Annotated in this window: 12 protein-coding genes; 4 read left to right on the top strand and 8 right to left on the bottom strand. The window is 64.2% G+C overall.

The genetic code is table 11. The annotated features are described in order from the left end of the window. The first annotated feature begins 37 nt into the window (after positions 1 to 37). From mreD to rodA, 3 genes are read left to right on the top strand one after another with little or no spacing between them, the layout of a single operon-like run. The gene (gene mreD, locus B3098_RS04505) at positions 38 to 544 is read left to right on the top strand and encodes a rod shape-determining protein MreD (protein WP_175125001.1); all 507 of its coding nucleotides are present in this window, start codon (positions 38 to 40) and stop codon (positions 542 to 544) included. A 15-nt stretch (positions 545 to 559) separates the two neighbouring features. Further along, positions 560 to 2,488, top strand: coding sequence for a penicillin-binding protein 2 (gene mrdA, locus B3098_RS04510; RefSeq protein WP_279973754.1), 1,929 nt, complete (start codon positions 560 to 562; stop codon positions 2,486 to 2,488). Beyond that, positions 2,485 to 3,621 carry a rod shape-determining protein RodA gene (gene rodA, locus B3098_RS04515; protein WP_056560313.1) on the top strand — a complete coding sequence of 379 codons (1,137 nt, stop codon included), beginning with the start codon at positions 2,485 to 2,487 and terminating at the stop codon, positions 3,619 to 3,621. The genes mrdA and rodA overlap by 4 nt, the downstream gene beginning before the upstream one ends. Before the next feature lie 1,135 nt (positions 3,622 to 4,756). Here the strand turns inward: rodA and B3098_RS04520 are convergent. The 5 genes from B3098_RS04520 to argB form a co-directional block, all read right to left on the bottom strand. Beyond that, the gene (locus B3098_RS04520; RefSeq protein WP_175138984.1) at positions 4,757 to 5,806 is read right to left on the bottom strand and encodes an Ldh family oxidoreductase; all 1,050 of its coding nucleotides are present in this window, start codon (positions 5,804 to 5,806) and stop codon (positions 4,757 to 4,759) included. Between the two features lie 9 nt (positions 5,807 to 5,815). Next, complete coding sequence (locus tag B3098_RS04525) at positions 5,816 to 7,309, bottom strand: DASS family sodium-coupled anion symporter (RefSeq protein WP_175122023.1); 1,494 nt, start codon at positions 7,307 to 7,309, stop codon at positions 5,816 to 5,818. Positions 7,310 to 7,611: 302 nt separating this feature from the next. Further along, on the bottom strand, positions 7,612 to 8,187 hold the full coding sequence (gene slmA / locus B3098_RS04530) for a nucleoid occlusion factor SlmA (RefSeq protein ID WP_056560305.1): 576 nt from the start codon (positions 8,185 to 8,187) through the stop codon (positions 7,612 to 7,614). Between the two features lie 51 nt (positions 8,188 to 8,238). After that, positions 8,239 to 8,985, bottom strand: coding sequence for a pyrimidine 5'-nucleotidase (locus tag B3098_RS04535; protein WP_286892183.1), 747 nt, complete (start codon positions 8,983 to 8,985; stop codon positions 8,239 to 8,241). A gap of 43 nt (positions 8,986 to 9,028) precedes the next feature. Continuing rightward, on the bottom strand, positions 9,029 to 9,931 hold the full coding sequence (argB, locus tag B3098_RS04540; protein ID WP_013396740.1) for an acetylglutamate kinase: 903 nt from the start codon (positions 9,929 to 9,931) through the stop codon (positions 9,029 to 9,031). A gap of 272 nt (positions 9,932 to 10,203) precedes the next feature. Between argB and B3098_RS04545 the strand changes: the two genes are divergently transcribed. Further along, positions 10,204 to 10,992 (top strand): MetQ/NlpA family ABC transporter substrate-binding protein, encoded by a 789-nt coding sequence (locus B3098_RS04545; RefSeq protein ID WP_056560303.1) that lies wholly within the window; start codon positions 10,204 to 10,206, stop codon positions 10,990 to 10,992. Between the two features lie 242 nt (positions 10,993 to 11,234). On the opposite strand, the gene B3098_RS04550 is transcribed toward B3098_RS04545, so the two are convergent. Genes B3098_RS04550 through B3098_RS04560 form a run of 3 tightly spaced genes read right to left on the bottom strand, consistent with a single transcriptional unit; the run spans position 11,235 to position 13,062 of the window. After that, complete coding sequence (locus tag B3098_RS04550) at positions 11,235 to 11,729, bottom strand: peroxiredoxin family protein (RefSeq protein WP_056560300.1); 495 nt, start codon at positions 11,727 to 11,729, stop codon at positions 11,235 to 11,237. Then, positions 11,726 to 12,472: a BON domain-containing protein gene (locus B3098_RS04555; RefSeq protein WP_191578456.1), complete on the bottom strand. Its 747-nt coding sequence runs from the start codon at positions 12,470 to 12,472 to the stop codon at positions 11,726 to 11,728. Before B3098_RS04555 ends, B3098_RS04550 begins: the two co-directional genes overlap by 4 nt. Beyond that, on the bottom strand, positions 12,469 to 13,062 hold the full coding sequence (locus B3098_RS04560) for a phosphoheptose isomerase (RefSeq protein ID WP_175122026.1): 594 nt from the start codon (positions 13,060 to 13,062) through the stop codon (positions 12,469 to 12,471). The genes B3098_RS04555 and B3098_RS04560 overlap by 4 nt, the downstream gene beginning before the upstream one ends. Positions 13,063 to 13,081: the final 19 nt, after the last annotated feature.

Raw genomic sequence — 13,081 nt, forward strand, 5'->3', positions numbered from 1 at the left:
GGGGCAGTCCCCGCGCCGCCTTGGCACGCCCAGCAACGTGCATCCCGACCGGCTGTCGGGTCCCGCGCATGCCTTTTTCGTGTGGGGCACCGTCCTGCTCGCCTGGCTGGTGTCGCTGCTGCCGTGGCGTCTGTGGCAGGGCGCGCCCGACGTGCTACTGCTCATCATCGCTTTCTGGTGCGTGCACGAGCCGCGCCGCGTGGGTCTGTTCACGGCCTTCTTCTTCGGCGTGCTGATGGACGTGCACGACGCCGGCCTCTTGGGTGAGCACGCGCTGTCGTACACGCTCGTCGCCTACGGCGCGGTGGTCCTGCATCGCCGGCTGCAACGGTTCGACCTCTGGAGCCAGGCGATGCACATGCTGCCTGTGTTCTTCATTGCGCGCTTCGTCACCCAGATCATCCACGCGTGGCTGGCCGGAAAATGGCCGGGCTGGGACTGGGGCATCAGCGTGCTGCTGACGGCTGCGTTGTGGCCGCTGGCGGGTTGGGTGCTGCACCTGCCGCAACGCGGTGTCGACGACGCCGAATCCTCATCCGCCTGACGGCGGCGTTGCGTCATGTTTGAATTCAAGAAAACCGGCCAGCAGCAGAAGCAGCGCTTTCGCCTGCGCGCCTGGGTGGGCGGCGCCTTTGCCCTGGTCTGCTTCGGCGTGCTGGTCGGCCGTTTCTGGTATCTGCAGGTCGACCGCTACGAGGGCCTGTCCGAACGCGCCGACCGCAACCGCATCGCGGTCGTGCCGATTCCGCCGCGCCGCGGCGAGATCCTGGACCGCAACGGCGAAGTCCTGGCCCGCAATTACCGCACCTACACGCTCGAAGTCGTACCGGCCCACGCGGGCAACATGAACGAACTCTTCGAGCGCCTGACCGAAGTCGTCTACATCAGCCCGTCCGACCAGCGCCGCTTCAAGCGCCGCGCGGCCGAATCCAGCCGCTACGCCAGCCTGCAACTGCGCAACAACCTGAACGAAACCGAAGCCGCGTGGTTTGCCGCGCACGCCTTCCAGTTCCCCGGTGTCGAACTGCGCGCCCGTTGGGTGCGCGAGTACCCGCAGGGCGTGTCGGCTGCGCACGTGGTCGGCTACATCGGCCGCATCGCCGACAACGACATCGAAGAGCTGGACCGGGCCGGGCAGCTCGGCAACTACCGCGGCACCGAGGTCATCGGCAAGAAGGGCATCGAAAAGACCTGGGAAGAGCAGCTGCACGGCCGCACGGGCCTCGAAGAAGTCGAGGTCACCGCCGGCGGCCGGCCCATGCGCACGCTGCGCCGCATCGATCCGGTGCCGGGCTCGGACATCATGCTGTCCATCGACATGGGCCTGCAGAAGGTGGCCGAAGAGGCCTTCGAGGGCCAGCGCGGCGCCCTCGTCGCCATCGACCCGGATACGGGCGAGGTCCTGGCGTTCGTGTCGCAGCCGTCGTTCGACCCGAACCTGTTCGTGGATGGCATCGACGTCGACAACTGGCGCATGCTGAACGAATCGCCGGACCATCCGCTGATCAACCGTCCCCTGTACGGCACGTATCCCATCGGCTCCACTTACAAGCCTTTCGTGGCCCTGGCCGCGCTGGAACTGGGCAAACGCCGCGCGACCGACCGGGTTTCGGACCCGGGCTATTACGAATTCGGCGGGCAGAAGTTCCGCAACGCGGGCGGCGCGGCCTACGGCATGACGGACATGCACAAGGCCATCGTCGTGTCGTCCGACACTTATTTCTATTCGCTCGGCCCTGAAATCGGCGTGAACGCCCTGCACGATTTCACCAAGCAGTTCGGGTTCGGCCAGATCACCGGCATCGACCTGGAAGGCGAGAAGCGCGGCGTGCTGCCGTCCACCGACTGGAAGCGCTCGGCCTACAAGGACAAGGAGCGCCAGCGCTGGTACGCGGGCGAAACGATTTCCGTGGCGGTGGGTCAGGGCTACAACGCCTTTACGCTGCTGCAATTGGCGCAGGGCACGTCCACGCTGGCCAACAACGGCCTGTACCGCCGCCCGCACCTGGTGCACGCGGTACGCGATTCGCGCTCGGGCGTGGCCAAGCCCACCGAGGCGCCGCCGGACTACCGCATACCCCTCAAGCAGGCCAACGTGGACGTCATCAAGAACGCCATGGCCGACGTGGTGCGCGCCGGCACGGCGCGGCGCGCGTTCGCCAACACACCGTACCAGGCGGCCGGCAAGACTGGCACGGCGCAGGTGTTCAGTCTGCGTGGCGGCCACTACCGGGCCAGCGCGATCGACGAACGCCTGCGCGATCACGCGCTGTTCATGGGCTTCGCGCCGCTCGAGCAACCGCGCATCGCCGTGGCGCTGATCGTCGAAAACGCCGGCTGGGGCGCCAGCGTGGCGGCTCCGGTCGCGCGCAAGGTCTTCGATTACTGGCTGGCCAAGGAGCGCCAGGACAAGATCGCGCGTCCCCAACCCGCCGACACCATGGCGACCGTCGATGACATCGCCTCCGACCTGGTGCGCCAACAATGAAACGTCTTGGCCTGATTCTGCTGCGCGTGTTCACGGCCTTCGACTGGCCGCTGCTCGCGATCCTGATGATGTTCGCGGCGCTGGGCCTGACGGTGATGCACTCGGCCGTCGGTGGCACGGATTGGCGCTTCGCGGAACAGTCGCGCAACTTCATCATCGCGTTCTTTGCGATGTGGACAATGGCGCTGATTCCGCCAAAGCTGCTGATGAAGCTGGCGTTGCCGTTCTATGTAGTGGGCGTGGTGCTGCTGCTGGGCGTCGAGTTCTTCGGCGAAACCAGCAAGGGCGCAACCCGCTGGCTGAACCTGGGCGTGACCCGCATCCAGCCGTCCGAGATGATGAAGATCGCGGTGCCGATGATGCTGGCCTGGTATTTCCAGCGCCACGAAGGCGCGGTCCGCGTGCGCGACTTCCTTGCCGCCGCCGCGATGCTGGCCGCACCATTTGGCCTGATCGTGCTGCAGCCCGACCTGGGCACCGCGCTGCTGGTCTTCGGCGCGGGCTTTTTCGTGATCTATTTCGCGGGACTGTCGTTCAAACTGCTGGTGCCGGTCATGCTGGCCGGCGTCATTGCCATCGGCACACTGGTCTATTACGAAGATCAGCTCTGCGAGCCGGACGTGGACTGGGTGGTGCTGCATGAATACCAGAAGCACCGGGTTTGCACACTGCTCAATCCCAGCTCCGATCCGCTGGGCAAGGGCTTTCACACGATCCAGTCAATGATCGCGGTGGGCTCGGGCGGCGTGTACGGCAAGGGCTACATGAAGGGAACGCAGACGCACCTGGACTTCATCCCGGAACGCACGACTGACTTCATCTTTGCCGTGTACGCCGAGGAATTCGGCTTGTACGGCGGCATTGCAATCCTGGTGTTGTACGGCCTGATGATGGCGCGCGGCCTGACGATCGCGTCGCGGGCCGCGTCGCAATTCGGCCGGCTGCTGGCGGGCGCGCTGACGATGATGCTGTTCATCTACGTATTCGTGAACGTAGGCATGGTGACGGGGATCTTGCCCGTGGTGGGGGTGCCGTTGCCGTTCATGAGTTATGGGGGGACGGCGTTGTTCACGATGGGGATTGCGTTTGGGATCATGATGAGTATTAGTCGGCATCGGTCTGTGAAGACTTGATGGCGGTTTGCTGGTCTTGATGGTTTGTCGCGGCTTTTGCTGTCTGGACGTGGCTTAGTTCTTATCTCCTACATTCGTTGACTCTTGTTGCCTGGGGGCTTCGAAGGTCGGTGAATTTGGCGCCACGAAGTTCTTCGTGGGTCGGTGATCTTGGCGCCGCGAAGTTCTTCGTAGGTCGCCCGACGCCGCGGTCACCGTGGGTGCGATCGCCCACGATTGCGGTCCGGAGCCTTCGCTCCGGACTGCCCCATCCTCATCCTCGTCCTCGCCTGCGGCGACTCCTACGGATTCCGTCGGGCGCATCGACGGCGCTCGCACCCACGGTGACCGCGACGCCGTGCTGCCAGGGTCTTTGGTATGGGGCGCTGCAAGACCTGTGGTCAGGGTAGGAGATCTGCGGGGCCGCCGAATTGCTGCCGCCCGGGCGGCGGCAATCGGCATCGGGGTGGTGGGACGTCGTCGCGATGTTCGCTTCGCGCTGGTGGAGATCGGTGTGCTGATGGCATCACGATCAGGAGGGAGGGGCGGTGATGGGCGGCGCGCGTCGGCCGCCTGCCACAGCTTCCCGACCCGTACGCGCGCCGCCCATCGGATACTTGAGTTCAAGTGACGATCAATGGCCAGGCTAGCGCGATTTGCAGCTGGTTCTAGGCACCGGAATGAGCGACGGGTTTCGATCTTCTGCCGGTGTCAGACACCTGGAGCAATCGCAGCCACACGCGAAGCGTCATCGCCACGACGCAAGACGCCGCGTAAGCCCCCAAAGGCCGCCCGCGCGGCCGGCCGGGGGCGGGCCCCGCAAGATCTTTCTCTCTCCCCCCACCGTGGGCAAGAACCTAAAGAACCCAACTCGCCCCGCGGCCAGCAAAGCTGAAGCAACCGGAGCACGTCGTAGCGGGGGCTGGGGAGCGCGGGGCGTGTAGATGCGCCCGACGGAAACCGAAGGGAGCCGAAGGCGGACGAGATTCTATGGTCTCGGTCAAGCAGTCGTAGGTCGCAATTTCTCTGGATCAAAGGGTTGACCTGTTCGCCATACCCCGTACGCGATCCGCAGGAGTTTGCGCGCGATTATGACCAAGCCCCCGCTACGGCGGGCGTCTAAAGAACCCCGCACAATGCCAGCCCAAACCCTCCCTCACGGCAACGCCTCAGGCACCCCAAGCTCCACAGCCAACTTCGTCAACCCATCCCAGATCCGGCTATCAAATTCCACCGAATCCGCATTGACCGCCCGATTCCGAGCTTCGTATTCACCCGGATACTGCACCGACTCAACCCCCGGCTGCGGCTTGCACGCATGCAGGTAGTCGATGAACGCGCCGACCTCCATCGACCGCCAGTCAGTATTGAAGTCCACCTGCGGATCCAGCAGCAGCGCGAACATGTTGTTGGTCGCCACGCCGATGCGCGGATGTTCAGGCTGGATCGTGCCGCCGCCGGACAGCACACCCGCGAGCAGTTCCGCCACCAGTCCCAGCGCATAGCCCTTGTGGCCGCCGAAGGGCAGCAGGGCGCCAGGCGGATCGGTAAAGAGTGCACCCGGGTCAGTCGTCGGATTGCCCTCTGCATCGATCAGCGACCCTGGCGGCGCCTGTTCACCCTTGGCAGCCAGCACGCGCGCCTTGTTCACCGCGATCGAGCTGGTCGCCATGTCCACAATGAACGGCGGGCGGCCGCCAGGCAACGGGCCCGCGAAGCACAGCGGATTCGTGGTCAGGCACGCTTGCGCACCGCCGAACGGGGCGACGGTGGGCGAGCGGTTGATTACGTTGGTGAAGGCCAGCAGGATCAGCCCCTTGGCCGCCACCATTTCACCGAAATGGCCCATGCGGCCAAGGTGATGGCTGTGGCGCAGGGTCAGAATGCACTGGCCGTGTTCCTGCGTGCGCTCTATCGCCTTTTCGATGACCACCTTGCCCACGTATTGACCCAGTCCGTGGTGGCCATCGTAGGCCAGCATGGCGCCGCGGTCGTTGAGGAGTTCGGGGCGGCCGTCGGGCTGAGCCAGGCCCTCGGACAGCACGCGGCGGTAGTTCGTCAGGATCGACAGGCCGTGGCTCGTGTAGCCGACACGGTCGGACTCCACCAGATGTTCGGCCACGTCGCGGGCGATGTCTTCCGGCACGCCTTGTGCCATCAGCACCCGGCGGCCGTATTCGTTGGCTTGGGCTAGCGTGATTTTCATGACGACTCCTTACAGCCAGCCCAGCCAGCGCCAGTACGTCATGCCCATCAGCAGCATCAAGAGGTAGCCGACGATGGTCACAATGATGCCGACCTTGGCGAACTGCTTGGCGTTGAAGGTCTCGGTGCCCAGGCACACCATGTTCTGCGGTGCGTTGATGGGCAGGATGAAGCCGTAGCTGACCACGAAGCCCAGCAGCATCGTCATGCCCAGGCGGCTGAAGTCGCCCGGCAGCGTTGCCAGCACCGAGATCAGGATGGGCAGCATGGCCGAGGTCAGCGCGGTGGCGCTGGCAAAGCCCAGGTGGATGACGATCAGGAAGGCTGCCAGGATGGCGAAGATGGCGAGGGGGCCAAGATGGTCCAGGCCGGTGTGCAGCACCACCTGGTTGCCCAGCCACTGGCCAGCCTGCGTCGTGAGCAGCGCCGTGCCCAGGCTGATGCCGACGCCGAACACGATCACCGTGCCCCATGGGATACGCGATTGCACGTCTTTCCACGTCATCACGCCAAAGCGCGGCAGCATCAGCAGCACGAGGCCGAAGTAGGTGGTCGAGGTGGTGTCGAACTTGTGCAGCTTGCCTTCGGTGGACCAGAACAGCAGCAGCATGACCGACACGGCCATCAGGCGCTTTTGCGCACCGGTCATGGGACCCAGGTCGAGCAGCGATTTCTCGACGGCTTCCTTGCCGCCGGCGATGCTGTTGCTTTCAGGCGGCAGCAGCTTGAGCACGATGACGATCAGCACGGCCGACATGATCAACGACCAGGGGGCGCCGGCGATCAGCCAGTCCGACCACGCCACGCGTTCGCCCAGCATCTTTTCCATGAAGCCGACCGTCAGCAGGTTCTGCGCGGCGGCGGTCTGGATGCCGACGTTCCAGATGCTGGTGGCCTGGGCCACGATGATCATGATGCCGGCCGCGATGTTCGAGCGCTTGTCCACGCCAAAGGCCGCGATGACGCCCATCATGATCGGCACCACGGCGGCGCTGCGCGCGGTGGCGCTGGGCACGACCAGGCTTAGCACGATCGTCACGGCGATACATCCGATGAGGATGCGGCGCGTGCTGGTGCCCACCTTGGACAGTGTTACCAGCGCGATGCGCCGGTCCAGTCCGGTGAATGTCATGGCGGCGGCAATGAACAAGGCGCCGGTGACGAGCGCCAGCGCCGAGTTCGCAAAGCCGGTCAACGCCATGCTGATGGCGGCGGATGTGCCGTAGAGAACGTTGGGGTCTTTGATGGTGGGCGCGGTGCCCAGAAGGAAAGCCATCAGCGTCGTGATCATGATGGCGCTGGCTTCGTACGACACGGCTTCGGTGATCCACACGACCACGGCGAACGCCAGGATTGCCAGCATGCGGTGGCCTGCAACGGGCAGGTCTGCGGGCAGGGGCATCATTAAAACGCCGATCATCACGAGGATGCCGGCGATGAGCCCGATTGGAATTTTGGTTTTCTTGGGGGCTTGCGAGGCGGGGACTGCGGTTTCCGCGGCCATATCCTTCTCCGGTTGAGGTCAAACTGACGAAACACCGCCCGCGAGCACGGGGTCAATCAAATCGGTGTGTCGACGCTACAGGATGATCGTGACGGCATTGTGGAAAACCCGTATTGATGAACGTCAAGAAGGTGGAGAACAGCGCTTGTGGAAAACTCGTCCTGGGCATTATGCTCGTCGCCCCCCGCGCGGGGCAAGCATGCGAGTGTTGCATCGGCGCGAACCAATCGGATCACGATGCGTGCGGCCGACCCGCGAAAAGAACCGGGATTGGTACCTGAAATGGCGCTAATTCGGGCGCATCAGCCCAAGGCCAGACGCAGCTGTTCGTCCAGATGCAGCGTGGGCGTGACGCGCCATCCACTTTGCGCGTAGCGCAGCCAGCGGCCCAGCACCAGATGCGTCAGCAGGCTGGCATGCGCGGCAACGTTGGCTTCCTGCGGCAGGCCGCCGTCGGTGATGGCGATGCGCAGCGATTGCTTCAACGACGCCTCGATGCGGTCGTTGATGTGGTTGATACGTTCCTGCAGCCGATTGTCTTCCGTGACCAGTGCATCGCCGGTCAGCACGCGGGTCATGCCCTTGTTGCGCTCCGAGAACGTCAGCAGCATGGAGACCGTCTTGTGGGCTTGAGGCAATCCGTAGGGCTCGGCGGTGGCGATCTGGTTCACCAGCGTGAAGATGCTGGTTTCGATGAACTCGATCAGTCCTTCGAACATCTGCGCCTTGCTTGCGAAGTGCCGGTAGAGGGCGGCTTCGGAGACCTCCAGACGCGCGGCCAGAGCGGCCGTGGTGATGCGGGACGCGTGCGGCTGTTCCAGCATTTCGGCCAGAGTCTGCAGAATCTGGGTCTTGCGCTCGCCGGGTTTGCTCGCCATGGGAGGGACTGCTTCGCGCAGGATGACGGGTGGAGGGGATGCTGCGAGCCGTCAGCCCCGCAGGGGGCGTCGGCGTAACAATAAATCACTGACGCAGTTTACCCGCAAGTCGACGTAGGCCGGGCGGTGCGAGCGTCCGCGGCCGAAGGGCGTGCCGGGGTGATACACGTGGACCGTCTTCAGGCCAGCCAGACGGGCGCCCCGCAGGTTGGCCAACGTATCTTCGACCAGCACGGCGCGGTGGGCGGGAACGCCTTCGCGCGCCAGCACGTAGCGCAACAGCGCCGCGGAGGGCTTGGGCCGGAACTCGCCATGCAACCGCATGTGCTCGATGGCCCACAGGCTGTCGAAGTGGCGCAGGATGCCCAGATGCGACAGGACGGACCGCGCATAGTGCAGCGGCGCGTTGGTCAGCAGGACCTTGCGGCCGGGCAGGCGGCGCAGCTTGTAGGCAAGCGCCTTTTCCGAGCGCATCAACGGCGCGACGTCGAAGTCGTGGCTGCGATGCAGGAATTCGTGGGCATCCACGCCGTGGTGGCGCACCATGCCGATCATGGTCGCGCCGTAGCGTTTCCAGTACTGCTTGCGCACGAGGTTGGCGGCATCCACGTCCACGTTCAGCGCCTCGGCCACCGCCATCGTCATGCCGTGGTCGATCTTGGAGAAGATGGCGTGCGAGGTGTCGTGGAGCGTATTGTCCAGATCGAACAGCCACAGGCGCTCGGGCGCGCCTGTGGCAATCCCGCGGGAGCGGCGCATCCGCACCGCGGGCCGCAGCAACTGGCGTCGCACTTGCATCATGACGATCGCGCGGCGCGCCGTGCTGCGGGGGTGTGCGTCATCAGTGCGAGCTGATCATCGTGCCGACGCCCTGGTCGGTCAGGATTTCGAGCAGCAGGCAGTGCGGCACGCGGCCGTCGACGATGTGCACCGAATTGACGCCGTTCTTGGCGGCGTCCAGCGCGGACGAGATCTTGGGCAGCATGCCGCCGGAGATCGTGCCATCGGCAAAGAGCTCGTCGATAGTCTGGGCCGACAGGCTGCGCAGCAGCTTGCCGCCCTTGTCCAGTACGCCCGGGGTATTGGTCAGCATGAGGAGCTTTTCGGCGCCCAGCACTTCGGCCATCTTGCCGGCGACCACGTCCGCGTTGATGTTGTACGCAGTGCCGTCTTCGCCATAGCCGATGGGCGAGATGACGGGAATGAACTGGTCGTCCTGCAGGGCCTTCACGACGGCCGGCTCGACCATCGTGATGTCGCCGACGAAACCGATGTCGATGGGCTCGGACGGGTTGTCCTTGTTGGCCATCAGCTTCTTCTGGGCCTGGATCAGACCACCGTCCTTGCCGGTCAGGCCGACGGCCTTGCCGCCGACCTCGTTGATCATCATGACGATGTCCTGCTGGACCTGGCCGCCCAGCACCCATTCCACGACTTCCATGGTCTCGGCGTCGGTGACGCGCATGCCCTGGATGAAGGTGCCTTGCTTGCCGATGCGGCGCAGGGCGTCATCGATCTGCGGACCACCACCGTGGACCACCACCGGGTTCAGACCCACCAGCTTGAGCAGCACGACATCGTGCGCGAAGCTGCGCTGCAATCGCTCTTCCGTCATGGCGTTGCCGCCGTACTTGACCACGATGGTCTTGCCGTGAAATCGTCGGATATACGGCAGAGCCTCGGACAGCACGGCGGCTTTGACGGCGGGAGACGAAACGGCAGCAGGGTCGGGGGTGTCGGTCATGGCAGCTAAGTCGGCAGATAAATAACAAAAAAGTTGATGGGCGTTAAAAAAATGCCTGCACAAGAACGCGGTTGGAACGCGCCTAGCGCAAGCATACGACGGATTGTAGTCCCCACAGGTTTCTTATGCTGCAAACCCATGTCCATATGCCCGACAAATAACCGGCATTCAGGTAAATTGGGGGCGTTTTCACAACGGCACGCCCCGCAAAAGGGGGCCTGCCCGAACCTGCGGGACATCGATCCCGGTTTTCACCATAAAAGAGGCAACACATGCGTTTGAACTTTGTCCGTTCCGCCCTGGCGGCGTCGGTCCTCCTGGTTGCCGCCAACGCGGCTCACGCCGAAAAGGTGGTCGTGGGCGCCACGCAGGTGCCGCACGCCGAGATCCTGGAAGTGGTCAAGCCCAAGCTGGCCAAGGAAGGCGTGGAGCTCGACATCAAGGTGTTCAGCGACTACGTGCAGCCCAACCTGCAACTGGCGGACAAGCAACTGGACGCCAACTTCTTCCAGCACAAGCCGTACCTGGAGAGCTTCAACAAGGATCGCAAGGCGACGCTCGTGCCGGTGGCGCTGGTCCACGTCGAGCCCTTCGGCGGCTATTCCAAGAAGATCAAGAGCCTGTCCGACCTGAAGGACGGCGCCACGGTCGCCATCCCCAATGACCCGTCCAACGGCGGCCGCGCCCTGGTGCTGCTGCAGAAGCAGGGCGTCATCAAACTCAAGGATCCGGCCAACATCCTGGCGACCGCCGCCGATGTCGTCGAGAACCCCAAGAAGCTGAAGTTCCGCGAACTCGAAGCCGCCATGCTGCCGCGCGCGCTGGACGACGTTGATCTGGCGCTGATCAACACCAACTACGCGCTGGAAGCCGGCCTGGTGCCGACCAAGGATGCCCTGTTCATCGAAGGCGCCGATTCGCCGTACGCCAACGTGCTGGTCACCCGCAGCGACAACAAGGACGCGCCCGGCATCAAGAAGCTGGTCGACGCGCTGCACTCGCCGGAGGTCAAGACCTTCATCCAGGAAAAGTACAAGGGCGCAGTGGTTCCCGCCTTCTGATGCGCGGCGCGCGGGCGGCTGCAACCGCCCGCACCCTGCGATCCGTGCGCTTCATGTAAGAAACTGGCCGCCCGTTCAACAACGGGCGGCTTTTTATTGGAAGGTGCCAGACACCCTTGTGGCGGCTCATCCATTCGGCGATCTTGCCCGATGGGTGTCAGACACCTTCAGCCATCTTCAAGCCCAAAAAAAATCGCCCGCTTGCAGCGGGCGATTCCTTGGGGCTGCGCTGATGCGGCGGATCAGCCGGCGGCCAGGGCCTTTTCGACGGTGGCGTGGAACTCGGCCTTGTCGTATTCGCCCAGGTACCGCTTGATGATATGTCCCTCTTTGTCGATGAGGAACGCCGTGGGCGTCAGGCGGATGTCGCCGAAGGCGCGCGCGATCTCGCCCTTGGTGTCCAGCGCGACCGGGAACGGCAGCTTGCGGGTTTCGGCGAAGTTGAGCACGAAGTTGGGCGGGTCGTAGTTCATGGCGACCGCGATGGCTTCATATCCCTTGTCCGCATACTCGTTGTAGGCGGAGATGGTGTCGGGCATCTGCTTCACGCAAGTCACACAGCTGGTTGCCCAGAATTTGACCAGCACGACCTTGCCGCGCAGGTCCTGCATGGAGAAGGTCTTGCCTTCCAGCGTGGTGAAGGTGACGTCGGGCGCGGTCTGGGCCGGGCGCATGGCGAACCAGGCGCCAATGCCGACGGCCACGAGAACTGCGAGGGCTACGATGGCTTTTTTCATTTGATGGGCATTGCTTCAACGCCGCTGCTCGTGCCGCCCGTGCCAGCCGCGTTGTCGGTGGCCGGACCGGTTCCGGTTTCGATGGGCGCCTTGCTTTCGGTGGTGGCGGGTTTGGAGCCGCTGCCAGACAGACGGATGGCTTCTTCGCGGCTGATGATTTCAAAGAGCTTGACGACTTTGGTCACGCCGCCGACGTCGGCGGTGGCATTGGCGGCGTATTCGCCTTCTGCCTGGGTGACTTTGCCCATCAGGTAGACGACGCCGCGATCGGTGGTGACCGCGATGGTGCCCGAGGGCACGTACTTGGTGTTGAGCAGCGCGGTCTTGACCTTGGAGGTCAGCCAGGTGTCGTTGGAGCGCTGGCCGAACGAGGCGATGGGGCCGACGTTGAGCTGGTTGATGACCTGCTTCACGTTTTCCACGCTTTGCGCGATGGCCGTGGCCTGGTTCTTGGCTTCTTCGGAGGGCACGTCGCCGGTCAGCAGCAGGTGGCCGCCGTAGGCCATGGCGTTGACGCGGGCCGTGTCGCCCAGCTTCTGGGCGATCTGGCTCTGGGCCTTGAACGCCATGTTCTGGTCTTCGAGCTGGACGCCGGACGTGCGGCGGTCGGTGACCACGACCGCCGTGGTGGCGGCGGCGCCGCCCACGATCAAGGGCGCGCAGGCCGTCAGCGAAAGCGCCGCGGTCGATAGCGCGGCGGCAAGCATCAGCGGGCGGACTGCGGGTCTGACGTCAAGAATCATTCGGTGTCTCCAAGCAGAAGAGCGTCGATGCCGTCGCACAGCGCGTGCAGCAGCAGAATATGGACTTCCTGGATGCGCATGGTGCGATCGCTGGGAACACATAGATGGACGTCCATCGGGGTAATGAGTTCCCCCATGACGCCGCCGCCCTTGCCGGTCAGGGCCAGGACGTGCATCTCGCGCGCGCTGGCGGCTTCCATGGCGCGGACCACGTTGGGCGAATTGCCGCTGGTCGAGATGGCCACGAGCACGTCGCCGGCCTGTCCGAAGGCGTTGACCTGCCGTTCGTAGATTTCGTCAAAGCCGTAGTCGTTGCCGACTGCCGTGAGAATCGAGGTGTCGGTGTTGAGCGCAATGCCCGCGAGCGGCAGGCGTTCGCGTTCGAAGCGGCCCACCAGTTCCGCGATGAAATGCTGCGCGTCGGCAGCCGAGCCGCCATTGCCGCAAGCCAGAATCTTGCCGTTGTTCGCCAGGGCGCCGAACAGCACGTCCACGGCCACTGCCAGCGGTTCGGCCAGGACGTTCATGCTTTGTTCGTGAGCGGCCATGGCGTCGCGAAAGTGCGACGTCATACGAGAGGTCATATCCATGGGCGCGATTATCTCACGG

Source organism: Achromobacter sp. UBA2119 (assembly GCF_002331005.1).
Classification (GTDB): domain Bacteria; phylum Pseudomonadota; class Gammaproteobacteria; order Burkholderiales; family Burkholderiaceae_B; genus Achromobacter; species Achromobacter animicus.

Coding starts and splice junctions, on each gene's coding strand:
- mrdA (WP_279973754.1), top strand. CDS start 560: ATGTTTGAATTCAAGAAAACCGGCCAGCAGCAGAAGCAGCGCTTTCGC.
- rodA (WP_056560313.1), top strand. CDS start 2,485: ATGAAACGTCTTGGCCTGATTCTGCTGCGCGTGTTCACGGCCTTCGAC.
- B3098_RS04520 (WP_175138984.1), bottom strand. CDS start 5,806: ATGAAAATCACGCTAGCCCAAGCCAACGAATACGGCCGCCGGGTGCTG.
- B3098_RS04525 (WP_175122023.1), bottom strand. CDS start 7,309: ATGGCCGCGGAAACCGCAGTCCCCGCCTCGCAAGCCCCCAAGAAAACC.
- slmA (WP_056560305.1), bottom strand. CDS start 8,187: ATGGCGAGCAAACCCGGCGAGCGCAAGACCCAGATTCTGCAGACTCTG.
- B3098_RS04535 (WP_286892183.1), bottom strand. CDS start 8,985: ATGCAAGTGCGACGCCAGTTGCTGCGGCCCGCGGTGCGGATGCGCCGC.
- argB (WP_013396740.1), bottom strand. CDS start 9,931: ATGACCGACACCCCCGACCCTGCTGCCGTTTCGTCTCCCGCCGTCAAA.
- B3098_RS04545 (WP_056560303.1), top strand. CDS start 10,204: ATGCGTTTGAACTTTGTCCGTTCCGCCCTGGCGGCGTCGGTCCTCCTG.
- B3098_RS04550 (WP_056560300.1), bottom strand. CDS start 11,729: ATGAAAAAAGCCATCGTAGCCCTCGCAGTTCTCGTGGCCGTCGGCATT.
- B3098_RS04555 (WP_191578456.1), bottom strand. CDS start 12,472: ATGATTCTTGACGTCAGACCCGCAGTCCGCCCGCTGATGCTTGCCGCC.
- B3098_RS04560 (WP_175122026.1), bottom strand. CDS start 13,062: ATGGATATGACCTCTCGTATGACGTCGCACTTTCGCGACGCCATGGCC.